26 protein-coding genes are annotated in these 19183 nt (G+C 66.1%); 12 read left to right on the top strand and 14 right to left on the bottom strand.

What is annotated here, in order from left to right; all coding sequences use genetic code 11:
- Window positions 1–27: 27 nt before the first annotated feature.
- The 4 genes from ACSC1R_RS10205 to ACSC1R_RS10190 all read left to right on the top strand — a co-directional run bounded on the left by ACSC1R_RS10205 (window position 28) and on the right by ACSC1R_RS10190 (window position 1837).
- A complete protein-coding gene (locus tag ACSC1R_RS10205) occupies window positions 28–417 on the top strand; it encodes a nascent polypeptide-associated complex protein (protein WP_439025639.1) in 390 nt (129 codons plus the stop codon).
- Window positions 414–1136, top strand: a complete 723-nt coding sequence (locus ACSC1R_RS10200; RefSeq protein ID WP_439025638.1) for a methyltransferase domain-containing protein — start codon at window positions 414–416, stop codon at window positions 1134–1136. The genes ACSC1R_RS10205 and ACSC1R_RS10200 overlap by 4 nt, the downstream gene beginning before the upstream one ends.
- A gap of 99 nt (window positions 1137–1235) precedes the next feature.
- Window positions 1236–1460 carry a hypothetical protein gene (locus tag ACSC1R_RS10195; protein ID WP_439025637.1) on the top strand — a complete coding sequence of 75 codons (225 nt, stop codon included), beginning with the start codon at window positions 1236–1238 and terminating at the stop codon, window positions 1458–1460.
- Entirely contained in the window at window positions 1457–1837 is a 381-nt protein-coding gene (locus tag ACSC1R_RS10190; protein WP_439025636.1) for a hypothetical protein, read from the top strand. The genes ACSC1R_RS10195 and ACSC1R_RS10190 overlap by 4 nt, the downstream gene beginning before the upstream one ends.
- A 326-nt stretch (window positions 1838–2163) precedes the next feature.
- On the opposite strand, the gene ACSC1R_RS10185 is transcribed toward ACSC1R_RS10190, so the two are convergent.
- Window positions 2164–2796 (bottom strand): rubrerythrin family protein, encoded by a 633-nt coding sequence (locus ACSC1R_RS10185; protein ID WP_439025635.1) that lies wholly within the window; start codon window positions 2794–2796, stop codon window positions 2164–2166.
- A 94-nt stretch (window positions 2797–2890) separates the two neighbouring features.
- Here ACSC1R_RS10185 and ACSC1R_RS10180 point away from each other — a divergent pair, with 94 nt between their 5' ends.
- Entirely contained in the window at window positions 2891–4051 is a 1161-nt protein-coding gene (locus ACSC1R_RS10180) for an MBL fold metallo-hydrolase (protein ID WP_439025634.1), read from the top strand.
- A gap of 113 nt (window positions 4052–4164) precedes the next feature.
- A complete protein-coding gene (locus tag ACSC1R_RS10175; protein WP_439025633.1) occupies window positions 4165–5007 on the top strand; it encodes an aminoglycoside N(3)-acetyltransferase in 843 nt (280 codons plus the stop codon).
- A 15-nt stretch (window positions 5008–5022) separates the two neighbouring features.
- Here ACSC1R_RS10175 and ACSC1R_RS10170 read toward each other — a convergent pair whose 3' ends face one another.
- Window positions 5023–5352: a 2Fe-2S iron-sulfur cluster-binding protein gene (locus ACSC1R_RS10170; RefSeq protein WP_439025632.1), complete on the bottom strand. Its 330-nt coding sequence runs from the start codon at window positions 5350–5352 to the stop codon at window positions 5023–5025.
- Between the two features lie 110 nt (window positions 5353–5462).
- Here ACSC1R_RS10170 and ACSC1R_RS10165 point away from each other — a divergent pair, with 110 nt between their 5' ends.
- Window positions 5463–6833 carry a geranylgeranyl reductase family protein gene (locus tag ACSC1R_RS10165; protein WP_439025631.1) on the top strand — a complete coding sequence of 457 codons (1371 nt, stop codon included), beginning with the start codon at window positions 5463–5465 and terminating at the stop codon, window positions 6831–6833.
- Here ACSC1R_RS10165 and ACSC1R_RS10160 read toward each other — a convergent pair.
- The 3 genes from ACSC1R_RS10160 to ACSC1R_RS10150 form a co-directional block, all read right to left on the bottom strand.
- A complete protein-coding gene (locus tag ACSC1R_RS10160) occupies window positions 6830–7393 on the bottom strand; it encodes a plastocyanin/azurin family copper-binding protein (protein ID WP_439025630.1) in 564 nt (187 codons plus the stop codon). The two genes, ACSC1R_RS10165 and ACSC1R_RS10160, sit on opposite strands and share 4 nt — an antisense overlap.
- A 116-nt stretch (window positions 7394–7509) precedes the next feature.
- A complete protein-coding gene (locus ACSC1R_RS10155) occupies window positions 7510–7917 on the bottom strand; it encodes a hypothetical protein (protein WP_439025629.1) in 408 nt (135 codons plus the stop codon).
- Between the two features lie 110 nt (window positions 7918–8027).
- Window positions 8028–9302, bottom strand: coding sequence for an amidohydrolase (locus tag ACSC1R_RS10150; RefSeq protein WP_439025628.1), 1275 nt, complete (start codon window positions 9300–9302; stop codon window positions 8028–8030).
- Between the two features lie 69 nt (window positions 9303–9371).
- Between ACSC1R_RS10150 and ACSC1R_RS10145 the strand changes: the two genes are divergently transcribed.
- A complete protein-coding gene (locus tag ACSC1R_RS10145; RefSeq protein WP_439025627.1) occupies window positions 9372–10421 on the top strand; it encodes a YihY/virulence factor BrkB family protein in 1050 nt (349 codons plus the stop codon).
- Between the two features lie 37 nt (window positions 10422–10458).
- On the opposite strand, the gene ACSC1R_RS10140 is transcribed toward ACSC1R_RS10145, so the two are convergent.
- The gene (locus tag ACSC1R_RS10140; protein WP_439025626.1) at window positions 10459–10788 is read right to left on the bottom strand and encodes a 30S ribosomal protein S10; all 330 of its coding nucleotides are present in this window, start codon (window positions 10786–10788) and stop codon (window positions 10459–10461) included.
- Between the two features lie 140 nt (window positions 10789–10928).
- Between ACSC1R_RS10140 and ACSC1R_RS10135 the strand changes: the two genes are divergently transcribed.
- Window positions 10929–11366 carry a bis(5'-nucleosyl)-tetraphosphatase gene (locus ACSC1R_RS10135; RefSeq protein WP_439025625.1) on the top strand — a complete coding sequence of 146 codons (438 nt, stop codon included), beginning with the start codon at window positions 10929–10931 and terminating at the stop codon, window positions 11364–11366.
- A gap of 64 nt (window positions 11367–11430) precedes the next feature.
- On the opposite strand, the gene ACSC1R_RS10130 is transcribed toward ACSC1R_RS10135, so the two are convergent.
- Window positions 11431–11685, bottom strand: coding sequence for a hypothetical protein (locus tag ACSC1R_RS10130; RefSeq protein ID WP_439025624.1), 255 nt, complete (start codon window positions 11683–11685; stop codon window positions 11431–11433).
- Window positions 11686–11757: 72 nt separating this feature from the next.
- On the opposite strand from ACSC1R_RS10130, the gene ACSC1R_RS10125 reads away from it, so the two are divergent.
- Entirely contained in the window at window positions 11758–12825 is a 1068-nt protein-coding gene (locus ACSC1R_RS10125) for a DUF5787 family protein (RefSeq protein ID WP_439025623.1), read from the top strand.
- Here the strand turns inward: ACSC1R_RS10125 and ACSC1R_RS10120 are convergent, their stop codons facing one another.
- Complete coding sequence (locus tag ACSC1R_RS10120) at window positions 12826–13656, bottom strand: hypothetical protein (protein ID WP_439025622.1); 831 nt, start codon at window positions 13654–13656, stop codon at window positions 12826–12828. It lies immediately after the preceding gene.
- On the bottom strand, window positions 13656–14165 hold the full coding sequence (locus ACSC1R_RS10115) for a DUF5797 family protein (RefSeq protein ID WP_439025621.1): 510 nt from the start codon (window positions 14163–14165) through the stop codon (window positions 13656–13658). The genes ACSC1R_RS10120 and ACSC1R_RS10115 overlap by 1 nt, the downstream gene beginning before the upstream one ends.
- A 132-nt stretch (window positions 14166–14297) precedes the next feature.
- On the opposite strand from ACSC1R_RS10115, the gene ACSC1R_RS10110 reads away from it, so the two are divergent.
- The gene (locus tag ACSC1R_RS10110; protein ID WP_439025620.1) at window positions 14298–14555 is read left to right on the top strand and encodes a DUF5789 family protein; all 258 of its coding nucleotides are present in this window, start codon (window positions 14298–14300) and stop codon (window positions 14553–14555) included.
- 80 nt (window positions 14556–14635) lie between these two features.
- Window positions 14636–14956: a transcription factor S gene (locus ACSC1R_RS10105; RefSeq protein ID WP_439025619.1), complete on the top strand. Its 321-nt coding sequence runs from the start codon at window positions 14636–14638 to the stop codon at window positions 14954–14956.
- Window positions 14957–14980: 24 nt separating this feature from the next.
- Here ACSC1R_RS10105 and ACSC1R_RS10100 read toward each other — a convergent pair whose 3' ends face one another.
- The 5 genes from ACSC1R_RS10100 to ACSC1R_RS10080 all read right to left on the bottom strand — a co-directional run bounded on the left by ACSC1R_RS10100 (window position 14981) and on the right by ACSC1R_RS10080 (window position 18918).
- Window positions 14981–15388, bottom strand: coding sequence for a hypothetical protein (locus ACSC1R_RS10100; protein ID WP_439025618.1), 408 nt, complete (start codon window positions 15386–15388; stop codon window positions 14981–14983).
- Window positions 15389–15477: 89 nt separating this feature from the next.
- Complete coding sequence (locus ACSC1R_RS10095) at window positions 15478–15669, bottom strand: DUF7333 family protein (RefSeq protein ID WP_439025617.1); 192 nt, start codon at window positions 15667–15669, stop codon at window positions 15478–15480.
- A gap of 66 nt (window positions 15670–15735) precedes the next feature.
- Entirely contained in the window at window positions 15736–16458 is a 723-nt protein-coding gene (locus ACSC1R_RS10090; RefSeq protein WP_439025616.1) for a hypothetical protein, read from the bottom strand.
- 247 nt (window positions 16459–16705) lie between these two features.
- Window positions 16706–17539, bottom strand: a complete 834-nt coding sequence (locus tag ACSC1R_RS10085) for an aldo/keto reductase (protein ID WP_439025615.1) — start codon at window positions 17537–17539, stop codon at window positions 16706–16708.
- A 116-nt stretch (window positions 17540–17655) separates the two neighbouring features.
- Window positions 17656–18918, bottom strand: coding sequence for a carboxylate--amine ligase (locus ACSC1R_RS10080; RefSeq protein ID WP_439025614.1), 1263 nt, complete (start codon window positions 18916–18918; stop codon window positions 17656–17658).
- Between the last annotated feature and the right edge of the window lie 265 nt (window positions 18919–19183).

Raw genomic sequence — 19183 nt, 5'->3', positions numbered from 1 at the left:
TTGCCGGTACACCCCGACGCTCCGGGTATGTTTGGAGGAGGTGGCGGGATGAACCCGCGCAAGATGAAGCAGATGATGAAGCAGATGGGCATCGACGTCGAGGAGGTCGACGCCGAAGAGGTAATCATCCGGACCGAGGAGTTCGACCTCGTCTTCGAGGACGCCCAGGTCACCAAGATGGACGCTCGCGGCCAGGAGACCTATCAGGTCGTCGGCACCCCCGAAGAGCGCGAACGCGGCGCGGCCGGGGCCGTCGAGTCGGCCGACGACGACGACGCTGCCGACGCCGGGTCGGCGATTCCTGACGCCGACGTCGAACTCGTGGTCACCCGCACGGGTGCCAGCGAGGAGGACGCCCGCAAGGCCCTCGAAGACAACGACGGTGACCTCGCGGCTGCCGTCAGCCAGCTAGAGTGAGCGTCCTGCTCGTCCACGACGACCGCGAGTACCTCGTCCCGCCGGGCGACGAACTCCAGACCGACCTCGGCGTCCTGCAGGTCCCCGAGGACGTCGAACCGGGCGACGTCCTGGAGACCCATCTCGGCGAGGTGTTCCACGTCCGGCCGCTCCGGGGGCCGGACCTGTTCCATCACTTCGAGCGAACCGGCGCGCCGATGATGCCCCGAGACATCGGCATCATCGTGGGTGAGACGGGCGTCGCCGGCGGCGACCGCGTGCTCGACGCGGGAACCGGCACCGGCGTCCTGTCGGCCTACATGGCCCGCGCTGGCGCGGAAGTGACGACGTTCGAGCAGAAGGCCGAGTTCGCCGACGTGGCCCGCGAGAACATGCGCCTCGCAGGGGTCGACGACCGGGTCGACGTCCGGACCGGCGACGTGACCGAGTTCCTCGACGACCTCGGCGAGTTCGACGTGGTGACCCTCGACACCATCGACGCCGCCGAGGTTGTGGCCCACGTCCCCGACCTGCTCGTTCGGGGCGGGTTCGTCTCGGTGTACTCCCCGTTCGTCGAGCAGACCCGCGAGGCCGTCGAGGCCGCCCGTGCGGTCGGCCTGTCTGGGGTGACGACCTACGAGACCATCCAGCGCAAGATGGACTTCGACGACCGCGGCTCGCGACCGAGCACCCGCGGCGTCGGCCACACCGGCTACCTGACGTTCGCTCGAAACGACTGAGCGGAAGTCGAGTCGCGCCCACGTCTGCCTTTTCTACCCAGTGATTCGATACGAACTGTCGACACGCGCATCTATGTTCTTCGGTCGCCTAGAGGGGGCATGGCCGAAGCACAGCAAAAGCCCACGAAACAGGAGATAGACGAGACGACCACATGGCCCGAACTCGCCATCGGCCTGTACGACCGCCTCACCGGCCGCGGCGCGGCTATCGTCTACGAGTTCGAGGACATGACCGTCCAGGTCCCGAGCAAGGCCGGCGAGGGTGCGAAACACGCGGAGTGGCACCTCGACGGAAAGCTCACCATCACCACGATGGAGCAGTGAGCGACGTCGAAGCAGTGACGGACGTGCAGTCACCGGTCAGGACGCCCCTGCGCGTCGACGCCGACCTTCGATTACGCCTCGGCGACAGTGACGTACTCGTCACCGGATACGGGAACACGGTCGTCGTCCAGGCACCGAGCCTGCGGGCCATCCGACAGCTCCGGCAGGCCGCCGGTCAGTGGCCGGTTCGCCGCCTGCTCGACTCGCTCGCGGCCTCGGGCGTCGCGCTGGACGTCCGAGTCGGCGACGTGAGCGTCGGCGGATTCGACCGCGAGGCCCGGGGCGGCATCCTCTCACGCATCGCGGGGACCGGCCCCGTGTCGGTGTACCCCGAGGGGCTGGCGCTGGCAGCGTTACGGCGTGGCCGGTCGACCTGACCACGCGCACGACCGCTCGACGACCGCCGTTCTCTCGTCGACCCGAACGTCGGGGAGGCGTCACTCCATGGCTAATTACTTTGCTCGTACTTTCACTGTCAGGGAGACTCACGTACCGACACATGTCGTCTCACGACCAGGGCGCGTCCCGTGCCGCGAGATGTGGGGCTCGTTGTGCAGATGGGACGCCATGCAATCGAACGGTTCCGTCGTATCGGCCCCACTGCTGGCAACACACCGAGTTCGACACGCTTCCCCAGTAGTCCCGGGCTGTCTCCTGCATCGACAGGGGAGCCAGTCACGGTTCCGGACCCCGGCCGGGTCGCTCAACAGATCGGCTTCGGGTCCACGCCCAGTTCCGACAGTGAGTCAGCATAATCGTCGTAGGCGACCTGGACGACGTACTCCGCGACCGTCTGGGCGCGTTCCCAGTCCGCCTCGTCCTCGCAACAGGCGTCCAGCAAGTCGAGTCCGGCCTGCAACGAATCCTCGGTCTCACGCCGGAGGTCACGGAACAGGTTCGCGCCGGCCTCGTCCTGCTCGTTGATGTAGAAGCCGATGATCTGCATGTGGGTCTTCAGGCTGACCAGCCCGCGGCCGACGAGTCCCGCAGCAGCGCGCTCGACGGTGTCCTCGCGCTGGCGGAGGTAGCTGTGCATCGGCCCGACGCTGTCGGGTTCGGCGAGCCCCCCGAGACGTTCGACGACGCGCTCGTAGTGTTCGTCCTCCTGGGCGGCCACCTCTTCGAACGTCTCGCGGGCGGCCTCGTGGTCTTCGGTCTCCGCCCACGTCTGGAACGTCTCGCGGGCCAGATACTCGGAGAAGGCGGCGGCCCGGAGGATGGTCTCCTCCTCCAGACGTGCGTCGGTGAGCGCGATGAGGAGTTTGTTCGACCCGAGGCGGTCGAGTTCGGTCTGTTTCGACGATTCGACGGCCTCGCGGAAGGCGGTTACGTCCATGTCGGAAAGTCGACGGCTGGCGGCTTCAACCTTGGCGTGTCGCGCGGTGCGCTCGATGTCGATGTTTAAGAGCGAAACGCTCGTACCTTCGTGCATGAGCGTCCACTCCGAATCCGACGAGTCGGTCCCGTCCGTCTCGCCGGCCGCCCTCCACGACATGGTGACGGCCGGGGAGTCGTTCTCGCTCCTCGACGTGCGAAACCGGGACGAGTTCGAGGCCTGGCACATCGACGGTCCGTCCGTCACCGCGGAACAGGTCCCACACGTGAAGTTCATCCAGGCAGAGGTCACCGGCACGGCGACGGACCTCGTCGAGGGCCTCCCCGAGCCAATCGTCGTGGTCTGTGGGGAGGGCGAGGCCAGCGCACACGCGGCAGGTCTACTCACCGAAGCCGGTGTCGACGCGCGGAACCTCGCGGGCGGAATGGACGCCTGGGCCAAGTTGCTCGTCGCTCGTGAACTCGACGACGTGTCGGGGACGGTCGTCCAGTACGACCGGCCGTCCAGTGGCTGTCTGAGTTACCTCGTCGTCTCTGGCGACGAAGCGGCGGTCATCGACCCGCTCCGGGCGTTCGCGGACCGGTACGTCGCGGACGCCAACGACCACGGCGCGGACCTGAAGTACGCCATCGACACGCACGTTCACGCCGACCACGTCTCCGGGGTCCGGGCGGTGGCCGAGGCGAGCGACGCCGAACCGGTCCTGCCCGAACTGGCGAGAGAACGCGGCCTGGCGTTCGACGCGCGCCCCCTCGCCGACGAGGAGACGCTCGACCTCGGCAACGGGCGACTCAAGGCCGTCGCGACGCCCGGCCACACCAGCGAGATGACCGCCATCGAGTACGGTGGCGTGCTGTTCACCGGTGACGGCCTGTTCCTCGAGAGCGTCGCACGGCCGGACCTCGAAGCCGGTGACGAGGGTGCGCCCGAGGCGGCCCGCGAACTGTTCCACTCGCTCCACGAGAAGGTCCTGACCTATCCCGACAGCGTCCGAATCGCGCCGGCCCACTACAGCGAGTCCGCAGAACGGGCAACCGATGGGACGTACACGGCCACGGTCGGCGTACTCGAAGACCGCCTCGACGCGCTGGCCCTCCGCGAGGACGAGTTCGTCGAGTACGTCCTGGCCGATATGCCACCGCGTCCGAACAACTACGAGCGCATCATCGAGACGAACCTCGGTCGCGAGGACCTGAACGAGGACGAGGCGTTCGAGATAGAACTCGGGCCGAACAACTGCGCGGCGACGCGGTGAGACGACCACGACGTCGGGACCGCACACGATTCGACAGGGTGGTACGCCGCGTCTCGCGGTGTGAGACGGCACAGAAGACTCATTAGTCACCCACTGAAGCACGTACACAACCGATGACAGATACCCTCCCAGAAGACCGAAGCGACGAACCCATCACGGTCGACCGAATCGCGACCGACCTGCGCGACCTCGGCCTCGCGGCCGGCGACACGGTCATCGTCCACTCCTCGCTCTCCGCACTCGGCTGGGTCTGTGGCGGCCCCGTCGCGGTCGTCGATGCCATCCAGCGCGTCCTCACGAGTGACGGAACGCTCGTGATGCCCACCCACACCGGCGACTACTCCGACCCCGGCTCCTGGCAGCATCCGCCGGTCCCCGACGAGTGGGAACAGGAGATACGCGACACGATGCCGGCGTACCGCCCGGAAGTCACGCCCTGCCGCCGGCTCGGTGCCGTCCCGGACACCTTCCGGTCGTACCCCGGTGTGGTCCGCAGCCGCCACCCCATCGTCTCCTTCGCCGCGTGGGGAGCCGAGGCCGAGGCCATCACGGCCGACCACAGCTACGACGACCCACTCGGCGAGCAGTCGCCCCTCGCACGACTCTACGAGCGCGACGCGTCCGTCCTCATGCTCGGCACGGACCACGGCACGAACACGTCGCTCCACCTCGCAGAGTACCGGGACGACAACCCCGACGAACGGGAACCCGACGGCGCACCCGTCGTCCAGGACGGCGAACGCGTCTGGCTGGAGTTCACCGACATCGACCTCGACACGAGCGACTTCCCGGCGGTCGGGGAGGCGTTCGAGGAGACCCGCCCCGACGCGGTGAGTATCGGCCAGGTCGGTGAAGCAGCGAGCCGACTGCTCGACCAGCGCGAACTGGTCGACTTCGCGGCGGAGTGGTTCACGGCACACAGACCGGCGAGTCTCGAAGCCGAGGAAGAAGCGTAGTCAGCAGTCCAGTGCTCAGTCGTCCGCCACCGCCGTCTCCGACATCGCCTGCACGTCGTCCTCGATACTCGGCGGGTACTTGCCGCGGTCGAGTTTCAGGTCCGAGGTGGGGCGTGCCATACACGTCAGCGCGTAGTTCTCGCGCTCCTCGTCGGTGAGGCCGTGTGCGGCCGGCTGGGTGACCTCGCCTTCGACGATTTCGGCCGAGCATGCCAGGCACATCCCGACCCGGCAGGAGTACTCCTGGGCGATACCCTCCTCGATGCATCGCCGCAGGATAGTCTGCGTGTCGGAGACGGTGATGGTCTCGCCCGTCCCGACGAATTCGACGGTGTAGTCGGTCATAATCCCGTCTTCTTCGCTCCGCAACAAAACTCTTTATCCCCATCGTGACGCCAGTTCGCCGACAGAATCGGGGATAAAACGTTTTTTCCCTGGGGTGAAGAGGGCAATCCATGACTACACACACGCCTGACGTCGCCGTCGTCGGAGCTGGGACCTCCGGCTGTTACGCTGCGGCGACCATCGCACGTGAAGGCTACGACGTCGTCGTCGTCGAGCGAAAGTCCGAGGAGGAAGCCGGGCACATCGCCTGCGGTGACGCCCTGAAGGGGGCAGACGCCTTCCCCGAGGCGATTCCCAAATCGAAGATCGAACCCGCGTTCACGAACACGGGCGTGGACCACGGGCGCTTCGAGATTCCACAGGAGGACACCGTACTGGAGATTCCGGTCCCCGGCGAACTCGCCGTCATCGACCGCTGGCAGTACGGCCGACTCATCATCGAGGGCGCGAAAGAGGCGGGCGCGGAGTTCCACTACGATACCGTCGTCCAGGACGTCGTCCAGGAGGCCGACGGCACCGTCACCGGCGTCCGTGCGACGCGCAAGGGCCAGCCCGTCGAGTACGACGCCGACATCGTCGTCGACGGCGCGGGTGCACTCTCGCTCCTCCAGGACAAGGTCGACTTCGGGGACGCGACCTTTGACACGAACGTCAGCTACTCGCAGTTCTGTTCTGCCTACCGCGAGGTCGTCCACGTGCAAGAACCGGTCGAGTGGGACGACGCGCTCGTGTTCAAGCCGACCAAGCGCGCCGCGGGCTACCTGTGGTACTTCCCGCGGACCGAGACGGAGATAAACGCCGGCCTCGGTTTCCAGATGACCGAACAGCCGATGAAGCTGGTCGAGGACCTCAAGCAGGACCTCCGCGACCGACCGGAGTTCGCGGGCGCACGCGTCGAGGACAAACTCGGCGCGGCGCTCCCGACCCGCCGTCCCTACGACTCCGCCGTCGCGCCCGGCTTCATCGCCGTCGGCGACGCGGCCGGCCTCGTCAACCCGACGACCGGCGGTGGCATCGCGGGCGCGGCCTACTCCGGCAAGTACGCCGGCGAGCAGGCCGTCCAGGCCATCGAGCAGGGCGACGTGAGCGAGGCGGCGCTCTGGGACTACAACGAGCAGGTGATGGACCACTTCGGCGGCCGCTACGCCGCGCTCGACGTGTACAACATCCTCTCGACCGCGGTCGACGTGGACGACCTGATGGGCCTGCTGGCCGCCCTGCCCGGCGAGAAGCTCTCGCAGGCGCTGTACGAGGGAAGCACGCAGATGAGCCTGCTGTTCAAGGCCCAGCTCGCCATCAAGAGCTTCGGCTACTGGCGCAACATCCTGCAGTTCTACCGGACGAAACAGCGCGCCGACGAACTCATGGCGCACTACGAGGACTACCCGACGGACCCGTCCGAGTTCGGTATGTGGCGCTCCCGGCGTGACTCCATCATGGAGGCGGTGTACGAGACGACCGGCGCGGACCCGAAGTACTAGACTGCGCCGCGACGACCCTCGCCGCCACTGCCTTCCCCACCACCGCCTTCCCCGTAGTCACCACCGTACTTCAGGAAGACGTACGCCAGGCCGAGGACCGAGAGCATCGCGGTCGTCAGCGCGATGCCGAGTGTCTTCGCGCTGTCCGGTAACACCGGCTCCACCGCCTCCTCCGCCGGTGCGCCGCCCTCGCGAACCTCGATTATCCCGACCATCCCGACACCCTCGTGCGGGATACAGAAGTACTCGTACGTGCCGAGGACGTCGAAGATGTGTTCGTACGTCCCACCGCCGGCGATGTCGCCGACCGGGTAGTTCGACCGTGCCTCGGACTCCGAGTCGAAGCCGCCACTCGCGAAGTACGTTGCGTCGGCCGGAATGCCGTCCTCGTAGGCCGTGACGCTGTGACCGACGTTCCCGACGTTCTCCCAGCGGACCACGTCGCCGGGCGCGATTATCAACTCGTCTGGGTCGAACACCAGTGAGTCCGTCATATCGACCGTGTGTACCGTCCCCTCCTGTGCCGTTGCTGTGTCCGCCATGGCGAGTGCCGTTGCCACGCCGACGCCACGAAGGACGCCGCGACGCGTCACTCCCCGAGTGTGCTGTTCCCCCATACCACCCCTACGTGACCGGCTCAGAAACGATTCGCGCTGATTCTACGGCCTGCGCCGCCTCACATCCCGCTCCCGATGCGGGTCGCATGTTCCTCCGAGAGGTCCACCCGGTCCGTGTTCGCCCCGAACGCGTCCCCGTTGAGGAACAGCAAGACCGCACTCGCGGCGTTCGCCCCGAACGCGAACAGCGCCGTCGGGTCGTCGAAGACGAGGATGCCGTTCCCGAGCGCGGCCAGCGTGAACAGTCCGATACCGACGAATCGCGCCCACGAGACCATCTTGAACAGCGCCCCGGCGAGGAAGATTCGGAACAACCCATACAGTATCATGACGACCGCGATTACCACGCCGGCGACGGACTGGAACGACGCGCTGAACACGACGAAGATACCGCTTACGAGCAACGTCCAGAATCCGCCGCTCGCGGCGACGAACGCAGCGAACGAGACACCAGCAGGCCGATGCATACTCCCAACCATCGACCGAACAATCGGAAGTGAGTACTGTATATTTTACTAATGCTTTCTCAGAAACCGAAACTCTGTCACGAACTAATTTTAGTTCTGTGTGGCCGTGCTCACGGGCGCTGGGCCGCGACGGACACGATGGCACCAGTGAGGACGTCGACGCCGATGGGGAGGCTCGCTTCGTCCACGTCGAAGGTGCTCGTGTGGTGGCCGCCGGGATGGTCGGTGCCGACGCAGACGTACGAGGCCAGCCCACCCTGCTTCTGGACGGCCTGCATCAGGAACGTCGCGTCCTCGCTGCCGCCCAGCGCGTCGCGTTCGACCAGTCGCTCGACGTCGGGGTGTTCTCCCGCCACGGCACTCACGAGGTCGACGAGGTCCTGGTCACTCGTGGCGCTCGGGGCCTCGCCGCCGACCTCGCTACTGACCTCGCAGCCGTGCATGGCCGCCGCCGAGTCGAGTACCTGCTGGGCACGCTCGTCCATGTAGTCTTTCAGGTGGGTCGTCTCGCCACGGACTTCGCACTCCATGACGGCCCGCTCGGGGACGATGTTGGCTGCGGTCCCGGCTTCGAGTTTGCCCGCGTTGACCCGCGTCGCCCCGTCGGAGTGACGCGGAATCGCATAGAGGTTCTGGACGGCCGTCGCGAGCGCCTGCACCGCGTTCCGGCCCTCCTCGGGTTTCGCACCAGCGTGTGCGGGTGCACCCGTGAACTCCACGTCGAGGTGCTTTACGGCCAGGAAGTCGTCGATGCCGGCGACGATTTCGCCCGTCGGGTGGTCGAGACCGACGTGGGTGGCAAAGAGGTAGTCGACGTCGTCGAGGTGTCCGGACATCGCCATCGCCTTCCCGCCGCCGACGACTTCTTCGGCGGGCTGGAAGAACACCTTCAGCGTGCCGGAGAAGTCGCTCTCTTTGACGGCTTCGAGCGTGCCGAGACCGAGGGTGATGTGGCCGTCGTGTCCGCAGGAGTGCATGTACCCCTCGTTCACCGAGCGAAAGCCCTCGCTCGTCGGGTGGTGGCTCGACTCGTCGGACTCTCGAATCGGGAGCCCGTCGATGTCGACGCGGAGGCCGACGGTCGGACCGGGCCCCTGTTCGACCACGGCGACGGCACCGGTGTAGCCGCCCTCTAGCTGTTCGAGGACGGCCTCGGGTGCGCCCTGCTCGCGGGCCTGCTCGTACCACACGCGCAGTTCGTCCTCGTCGGGGACCGCCATGCGCTCGTCTGTGGCGAGTGCCTCGGGGCCGACGGAGAGCTCGTCGACGCCGATGGCCTCCAGTTCCTCGACCAGTCGGCACGTCGTCCAGAACTCCCGCCAGGCGGGCTCCGGGTACCGATGGAACTCGCGTCGCAACTCGACTAACCTGTCGCGGTCTACCATGCCCGACCCGAGGGGCCGTGGCTACTTAACGCCGTGAGCTTATCCCCGGGCGTGACGAACGAATGGCAAATGAAAACGTCACGGGTCGTCGCCGTCGCTCGCGCGGTCCAGCACGAGGTGCGAGCCGAGAATCTCACCTTCATGGCCGGGAGTATCGCGTACCACGCGTTCATCTCGCTCCTGCCTTTCTTGCTCGTCCTGCTCGCGGCGCTGACCGCCATCGGCGGGGAGGGCATGGCCCTAGACGTCGTGTTCAGCATCGGGACCTACCTCTCACCGAACGCGGGCCAGCTCCTGACCGAGACCGTCCAGCGCGCCACCGCAAGCGCCAGCGTCTCCATCCTCGGTATCGTCGCGCTGGTGTGGGGGACCCTGAAGATATTCCGGAGCCTCGATACGGCTTTCTCGGATATCTACGAGTCCGAGGCGGAGAACACGTTCGCGGACCAGCTCTCCGACGGTATTCTCGTGTTCGTCTCCGTCGGCCTCGCGGCCGCCGTGGCCGCCGGTACCGGCACCCTCGCCGACCTCGATGGCTCGCTCGCGGGCGAGACGCTCGGGTTCGTCCTGCTCGTCGCGGGGCTCACGCTGGTGTTCTTCCCGATGTACTACGTCTTCCCCGACGAGGACGTGACGGTGCGAGAGGTCGTCCCGGGTGCCCTGTTCGCGGCGACCGGCTGGGCGACGCTCGAATCGCTGTTCCAGTACTACGTCGCCGTCGCGGGGAAGGCCGATGCCTACGGGGTCGTCGGGGCCATCCTGTTGCTCGTCACGTGGCTGTACTTCTCGGGTCTGGTCATCCTCGTCGGGGCGGCCCTGAACGCGGTGCTGGCCGGACGGTCAGACGACGTGGCTGCCCTCGGCTGGGACGCGGTCGCTGCCGCGGACGTCACCTTCGACGACCTCGACGCCGACCTCGCGGCGCTCCAGGAGGCGCTGGACGACGGTGGTCCGGTCACCATCTCCGTCGGCGACACCACCGTGGAACTCCCGGAACCGGACACCGCCGAGTCACGTAGCGAACACATCAGCCGGCCGCGGCTGCTCGGCGGGTCCGAACGGAGCGGTCGCGTCATCCTGCGGTGGCGGCGGAGTGAGGACGAAGCGAACGAGCGATAGCAGTCGCTGGCGGGCGCTGGCTGGCGGGGAGGAGGACCTACGAACCCATCGAGCGGATCTGTTCGACTTCGACCTCGACGTGGACGGACTGGGGCATGTCCTGGCCCGCGACCATCCGGGCGACCTCGTCGTGCCCGATTATCTCTATCTCGCGGCTGTACACGGTGTAGTTCCAGTGGCCGAACGGCACGTCGCCGTCGTCGGAGAGCGTTCGATGCTGCGGGACACGCAGGCGCTCCGGCGGTGCGGAGTGCGGTCCTTTCATCTCTGCGCCCTTGCGCGAGACGATGGCTCGGATGTCGTCGACGACCGAGTCGAGGACCGCCCGGTCGCCGCTCTGTAGTGTGAGGCGTGTGACGAAACTCATGGTCGGGTATACACTCTGAGACGCGTCACCGTCAAAAAGCCATTGAGATTCGTCCGTCGACGGGGTCGAGGTCGATTCAGTCCAGAAATCTGGCGCGTGCTCCGATATTCTCTTAACTGGGGATGGTTTACCAATGGGTAATGGCAGTAGATGCTACGAGCGCAGGTGCCATCCTCTTTCGGGATACGCGGGGCCGGCGCGAGTACTTGCTGCTCAAGAGTCGCCCCGGGGACTGGGAATTCCCCAAGGGCGGCGTCGAAGGAGACGAAGAGCTCCAACAGACGGCGATACGAGAAGTAAAAGAGGAAGCAGGCATCAACGACTTCCGTCTCATCGACGGATTCCGCAAAGACTACGACTACGTCTTCGAGGCGAACGGGAAGACCATCCACAAGACGGTCCACCTGTTCATCGCGAAGTCCTACGAAGCGTCGGCAGAACTGTCGACCGAACATCGCGACCTGCAGTGGCGCGATTACGAACAGGCGTTCAACACCGTCACCCAGGACGGTCCACGAGAGATACTCGAAGACGCCCACGAGTTCTTGGACGAACTCGAGAAAAACGGCGGCATCTAGCCGCCACCGGCCCCGCGAGCCGATCCCGGCTTTTCAGACGCACTCTCTCCTGACAGCGGCTGTCTTACTGTTTCTCGTTCTCGGGCGGTGCGAGGACCGAGTACGCCAGCGACAGCGGGTCGTCCTCGTCCGCCGTGAAGACGGTGACCACCGCGAGCAGGAGGTACACCCCGGTCGTCACCACGACCAGCGTCGCGGCGAGGTCGGCGAATGCGGTCGACATTCCTTCCCACCGGAGGTACCTTGCGACCATGTCGACGAGGAGGGCGAGCAGGAACACGACGAGCACGAGGAGGGTCTCGACAGTGCGGGAACGCATGCGTGAGACGATACTGGATTCCGACAAGAAAGCACCGAAACACCTTCCAGTCGGGCACACCGACCCCGGTACATGCTCCCGGGCGAGGACACCGAATTCGGCTTCGAGTTGCGGGTGTGTCGGTGGGCCGAGCGGTCGTGGCCGCCCGACAGTAGCGGCGGCGAAGCCGAGGCCGAGGACGACACGGACCCCGTCGTCGTCGCCCGCCAGCTCGGCACCAAACGCCGACGCTGGGACACCATCGTCGTCGAGTGCGACCCCGAGGGCCTGCGCCAGCGGGCCAACTTCGGGCACGAGGCGCTCGACTCAGACCTCCTGCACGTGGTCCGGAACGCACCTGAAACGTGGACCTACTACCGCGACTGCCTGCCCGACCCCGGCTACCCGTGGCGCTACGTCCGGGAAGCCATCCACCGGGCGAGCAGCCGTGGCATCCTCGAAGAGCGCAAGGACGGCAACCGCATCCAGATTCGCCGGAAGTGGCGGTACCCGGACTGGGTCAGTCGAATCATCGCCATCGAGAACAAGCCCGACCTCGACGCGAGTGCGGCCGACGCGCTGGTCGAACAGGTCCAGTACGACGTCGCGCTGAAACTCGCGGACGAGGTGTGGGTCGCCTCGCGCGAGACCGGTGAGACGGTCGAACCCGTCCTGCTGGAGGGAATGCCCGTGCAGGCTGGTATCCTCACCGTGGAAACCGACGCGAACGACGCCACGGTCGCGTGGCACGCCCGCCGCCTCGCGGTCGACGACCCGGGGACGATGATACTCGACCGGCCCGACGGCGGCGAGTTCGACGCTTCCGCCGCCGAGTTCCGGTACGCCGACTCCGAGTGGAAGGCCCGGAAACGGCTCGAAATCGCCGAGCGCGCCTACGAACGCGGCTGGCGGTCGTTCGCGGATACGATGCGCCCCGATTGCAGATACTTCGAGTTGCGCGAGGACGGGCCCCTCCTCCCCTGGTGTGCGGCGAACGGACGCTGTCAGACCGCAAGCGAGTGCTCCGGTCGGTGTGGTGACTTCGAGCCCGAGCCGCCGGCGTGGCGGACGAAGGGCTGGCCGATTTCGGGTGGGCCAGGCACGCGACTCAAGCGGTTGCTGGCAGACCGCAGACGGCGGCAGCGCCCCGGCCTCGAATAATCAGGAGAAGAGCCGGTCGCGGAACTCCTGTGCAGTCAGGTCACAGACGATGGCCGGCTTGCGCGTCACGCCTGCCTTGTCGGCCCGCAAACTGCTGTCCGGGTCGTGTTCGGGCTTTCGGACCGCGAACTCGCGGACGAACTCGTCGTCGAGGAAGTAGCCGCGGCGCTCCCCGTCGAAGGCAGCGAAGGTGCTCATCTTCGGCCCGGCGCGGTCGAGGAGGCCGCCACCGAGGTCGGATTCAGTGTCGCCGTCGAGCAGCACGACCCGCCGGTCGTTCCTGAACGGGAGCCCGTCGATTGCCCGCTTCGTGTGGGCGTTGTCGGGGTGCCGGGCGAGTTTCTCTCGCTTGATGTCGGGGTCGTCGTCGGCCTCGACCACGGTCGTTCTCACGACCGGGAACCAGCCGACGATGTAGCGATGGAGCCGTCCGTCGTCGTCTTCCAGCCCGGCGTAGAACGCGACGGCGTCCTCGTCGTCCGCGTCGAGCGCGGCCAGCCGACCGGTGTAGCCCGGCCGATGCTCGCCGTAAGTCAGTGCGTCGAAGTTCGGGTCGTGGTGGGGCGGATAGGCCGCGATGGCGTCGGAGTCCGTGATGGTGTCGCCGGCACCGTCCGGGTCGGGCGTCAGGCTGGCGAGCAGGTCCGCGAGCGTCCCGTCACCGGTGCGCAGCGGGATTTTCCCGTAGGTCGATTCCTCGCTCGTCTCGCGGGACTTCTCGGGAATCGGGACGTACTCGAAACGACCCGCCTCGTCGATGGTGGGAACGCGAGAATCACGCAGGGAGACGTTCGTGGTGTCGGCGCCGATGCCACAGCAGACGACGGTCATCAGGACGAGACCGAGACCTCGATGTCCTCGCGGGCGACCGCGAGACGGAACGTCGGGACCGTCGTGTAGATAACTTCGACGACGCCCTTGCGCCGGAGCGCCTGGAGCGCCGAGCGAACGTCGTCCGCGCTCACGTCGTCGCCCACGCCGAACTCGTCACGGACCGCGTGGAGAACGCTCACGACGCTCTGGCCGTCCTCGTCGGGACCGGCGAGGACCTCGAAGATGTGCGCCTGCAGTTCCGGCACGCGGACCGCGCTCGGTGTCCCGTCGCCGTCCTCGTCCGCCTGGACGCCGGGTTCGACGTCGACCAGCTCTGCGGCGTCGGCCGTCGCGCGGATGAGACTGTTGTCGTCGCGGTAGTAGTACTCCTTGAGTTCGTTCTCGAGGTACTGATGCACCTCGCTGCCGCTCTCCATACCCCACCGCTTCTGTAGCTCGGCGTTCTTCGTCGGCTGTAGTTCGACGACGTCTGCCAGTCGCTCACGGGCCTCGTCCGAGAGGGTCATCAGCCGCGGGTACGCACAGGCGGTATTTGGGAGTTCTGTCTGGCGACGCAATCGGGCGGGTCCGACACTGGACGGCTGGTCCCTGCTGGTGTTGGCAGCACGGTAAAGAGTGTGGCACACCTACACAAGGACATGGGACAAACGGTCAAACTCAAGCATCTGGAACGGACCCTCGAGAATCAGGCCTACCCGGCGACGCGTGACGGCCTCGCGGCCGACCTCGCAGACGTAACGGTCCTCCTCGCCGACGGTGAAGCGAACCTCGGCGAACTGGTCTCCGAGACCCAGAGCGATTCGTTCGACTCCGCGGAGGACCTCCTGTTCGAACTGAACAACGTCATGCCGGTCGGGGCGGTCGGCGAACCGGGGCAGTCCGAAGGCGAGGGGTGACCTGTCTCGACCGTGGGCAGGAACGGTGAGTGGTGAAGCGGGTACCTTAAGTTTCCGCCGCGGCGTACCACAGGGTATCAATGGAGTTCTGTGACGACTGCGGTTCCATGATGAAGACCCAGGGTGACTACTGGGTCTGTGGGAACTGCGACTTCGAGAAAGCCCGCGACGCGGTCGCCGAAGCGTCGATGGTCACCACCCAGTCCCAGGAGGAGAGCGAAATCGTCGACGTGAGCGATGCGGAGGACAAGGGCCTCGCCAAGACGAACGCCATCTGTCCGAAGTGTGAGAACGACCAGGCGTACTGGTACATGCAACAGATTCGGTCCGCAGACGAGTCCGAGACGCGCTTTTTCATCTGCACCGAGTGCGAGCACAAGTGGCGCGAAGACGACCACTGACCACCCTTCTGCGGTCGTAACGTCCTACGGCTCTGGGCGCGTCCTGTAGGCCGTCCAGATGCCAGGAATGCCGGCGACGAACACCGACGCGAGCAACAGCCCCGCCCAGCTGAACACGCCGAAGACGTACCCCAGCACCGGTCCGGTGAGCAGTAACACCAGCGCGAGGAGCGCGGGCGCGGCCGTCGCGAGGATGCTCTGACCGTGCTTGCCGACCCACGCGATACCGACCAGACACAGTCCGAACGCGACCGCGATGACCTGTATCATCAGCGCGACGGTCGCCACCTCGGAGTCCGCGGCGGCCGCGGTGAACAGGTACAACGGACTGGCGAGGAACACGAGACCGAGGACGCCGTCGAGGGCGGCGGCTCCTCGCCCGACGAGGATGGGGTCGAGGTCGCCGAGAATCGGGGTGGTGGAGTTGCTCATGGGCGTGGGTCGTCGTGTCGGCAGAAAGGATTTTTCGTGTAGCGTCGCGCTACGGGCGACGGTGACGCGTCGCGCCACGGACGACGGCCTCAGTGGGTCGCCCGCCACTCGCCGTGTTTCACGCCGATGAGCAGGCAGACGAGCCCGAAGACGAGCATCGACGGCGTCACCATCATCAGCACGGTGTTCGTGGTCATCATCGGTGCGGCGACGAGCGCGACGGTCCCCAACGCGACGAGCGCGAGGAACACTATCGCGGTCTTCTGGACGTCGAATTCCATGCACGAGAGTGGGTGCTGGAACGGGATAATCGCAGCGGAGGGCCGTGTGCTTCGCCGGTACGCTCTTCACTTCGTCGGCCGCGCTAGTTCCGCGAGCGACACCAGCACCCCGAGCACCCACCCGAGCGGGACGGCCACGCCGAGCCACATGAGGATGTACGCGGCCCCGCGAAGGTCGAACTCCTCGCGGATGGACTCGTTCAGCCCACCGACCGCGAACACGTTGTCGAGCAGCCAGATGGCGAGCGACTCGCTCTCGGAGAACACGATCTGGCCGAGCGCGGGCGAGTAGAACGCGGCCACGACCGGCGGGAGGAACACCGCCGTCATCCCCAGCGGGTACGCGACCAGCACCGAGGTCAGTCGGCCGCCGACGCGGGAGAACAGCACCGCGAGTCCGGCCGAGAGCGTCGCCACCACCGCCGCGGCGGCCACGGCCAGAAATCCCCCGAACGGGAACCGGAACCGCGCGAGGGCGGTCAACGCGCCCCAGAGCAGTGCCACGACGACGACGGTCCCGATGACGCCGAGGTACTCCCCCAGGTCGTCGAAGTTGTACGCGGCCCAGCGCACGACCGTCCCGACCAGTGCGAAGGGATAGACCAGGGCGACGACGAGCGCGCCGACCAGTCCCCAGAGTCGATACGCCAGTTTACCACCGGCTGTCTGTGGTTTCCACTTGCCGAGTACCGACCGGTCTGCGTTCCGCTGGCGCGGAAAGACGACCTCCATCCACGTCTCGTGGAGGCGCTTCAGGTCGATTCGGACCCCGGCGACGACACCTGCCATTGGCAAAGAGGTGCGTGCGCCCGCTGTTTACGTTTTCGGCCTCCCGCGATTCTGGTTCGTGAGAAAACTGGTCTGGGTTTCGACTGTTCTCGGTTCGGACTCCTGGTCTGTACGGGGACTTCCGGTGGCGACGAGCACGTAGCTCGTACCGATGGCGATGGAAACCGCACCCGCCGCACCGTCACCGAACCACACCCTCGAGAGACCCCGCGCCAGAGGTTGTACCCTGTTTCTACCTACTCCGTTTCTACCAGGGCGCGAACTCTGGGTCGACCACGCGGTTCTCGGTGGTGATGGCGTCGATAGCCGCGATGTCCTCCTCGTCGAGGTCGAGTCCGACCGACTGGAGGTTCTCACGCAGGTGGGCCTCACCGGTCGCCTTCGGGATTGCCGTGACGCCTTTCTTCCGGAGCCACGCGAGGCTGACCTGTGCAGGCGAGGCGTCGTGCTTCTCCGCGACCTGCTGTATCTCGGGCACGTCGAACACCGCGCCGCGGGCCAGCGGGGAGTACGCGACCATGTTCACGTCGTGGTCCTCGCCGTACTCGCGCAGTTCGTCCTGCGGGAGCAGCGGGTGACACTCGACCTGGTTGGCGAACACAGGCGCGTCGAGCAGGTCGCGTGCCTCGTCGAGGTGCTCGGGTTCGAAGTTCGAGACGCCGACGTGGCGAATCAGCCCCTCGTCGTACAGTTCGTCGAACGCCGAGAGGGTCCCCTCGGGGTCGTAGGTGCGCGAGGGCCAGTGGACGTACAGGAGGTCGACGTAGTCGACGCCGAGGCGGTCGAAGCTCTCGCGTGCGGTCTCCAGTACGTCGTCGTGCGCGAGATTCGTTATCCAGACCTTCGTCGCGAGGAACACGTCCTCGCGGTCCACGTCGGCCCGGGCGATGCCCTCCCCGACCGACGCCTCGTTCTCGTAGATCTGGGCGGTGTCGATGTGGCGGTAGCCCATCTCCAGGGCGTTCGCGACGCTCTCGGCGCACTGGTCCGCGTCCGTGTTCTGCCACGTGCCGAGTCCGAGCATCGGCATGTCGTCTGCGAGCGGGACGCGCTCTGCGGTCGCCTGCGGCTGGTCGGACATACTGATGAGACTACGTCGAGGACGGAAAAGTGGGTTGGGGATGCGGCGAACCGGCCGCGCCGGGTCGATTCACCCACCGCGGTTCGTTCTACCGCCTCCCTCGTCCATCTTGACCCCTAGTCGTTCCGCTCTCCCGGTCCATCGTCGGTCACCACGTCTCGACGGCTCGCTCCCGTCCCCGTCATGAACCGGACGAACTTAGGTGCAGAACCCTTCAGCTTGGTTCCGCCCACGCCGAGCATGTTCCGCATGTCTCGGAGGAACGGCCCCATGTCCCCGAGGTCGAGGTAGTCGAACCGCGGGTGCTGGACCAGCGACGAGAACACGTCGGCGAACGCGTCGACCGTGTCGGGCGATTCGACGAGTTCGTACTCCTCGAACAGGACGCTTTTCAGATAGAGCAACTCTCCCCGGATAAGATGGCCCGCGATGCCGACCTCGTAATCGTGGTCAATCTGGTCCTGATCCCCCCCGGCGAGCAACCAGTAGTAGTACGGAAAGTCAGCACCGGTCTGGACGGTGAACGGCAGGGACGACCAGAAGCGTGGGTTTATTTCCATCAGCTTGAACTCGCCCGTCTCGGGGTCGCGCTTGAACTCCACCATCGCGAGCCCGTGCCAGTCCAGTTGGTCGAGGAGCTGGCGCCCCGCCTCATCGAGGTCCGGGTCGTCGATTGACTCCCGGAACGCACTCGGGCCACCGCAGTACTTCCAGGCCCGCCGTTGGCGGTGCTGGAACGTTGCCAGTGGTTCGCCGTGGTCGTAAATGGCGAAGAAGCCGTACTCGTCAGCCCCGGGCACGAATGACTGGACGAGGGGCACGTGCCCCATCGTGTCGATGATCCCCTCGACATCGGGACGGGCACCTGGTTTGAGGTACCGCGTCCCACCCCGGTCACCGTCGAGGCTCCCGGGACCGACGTACTCCTCCGCGAGCATCGTATAGCGCGACTTCACGATGCGACGTTGGTCCCAGTCGTCAACCTCGGTGAGCAACGACGTCTCGGGCATGCCGACCCCCGCGGACTCGGCGGCTTGAAACAGCTGCACGCGGTCCTGTACCGTCCGGAGTTGCTCGAACGAGGGCCACGGGGTGGCGACGTGGTCCGAGAGTTCGGCCTTGTGCTTCGCCAGCGTGTAGATGTCCTCCTCGCGAACGGGGATAATGGTCCGGACGTCGGGACGCATCGCGATCGAGCGCACCGCGTCCTCGTATCCCTCCATGTCCTCACGCGGGGATGGCACGGTCACCGCTTCGTCACAGTACTTCGAGCGAAACGCGGGGATGTCCTCTCGTTCCGAGAAGACTACAGTTCTGATGCCGCGGTCGGCGAGCAACCGAAGACAGGCGAGACTACTCGGAGCGCTAATAGCAGGCACGGCAACAGCCTCCGCCCCCAATCCGTCAACAGACATATGATTGGATGATAAGTTGATTCGGCCATAGTTACTTTGCGGCTATCCTGTCATTTTCCTTCCTGTGCATCCGTTACTAGAGAGATAACATTGCCTGAGGAGCCGAGGTGAACGGGCTCTCGAGGTAGTCTCGGCTTATCGAGTGCAGTATTACATGAATCAGACACTACTCGTGCGATAGAAACCCGTTACTGTCCGGAAGTGACCGGGTATCAACCACCTGAAGCGT

Source organism: Haloarchaeobius ordinarius (assembly GCF_051801355.1).
Taxonomy (GTDB): domain Archaea; phylum Halobacteriota; class Halobacteria; order Halobacteriales; family Natrialbaceae; genus Haloarchaeobius.
The sequence above is the reverse complement of the archived record's forward strand: the minus strand, read 5'-3'. Positions and strand labels throughout refer to the sequence as shown.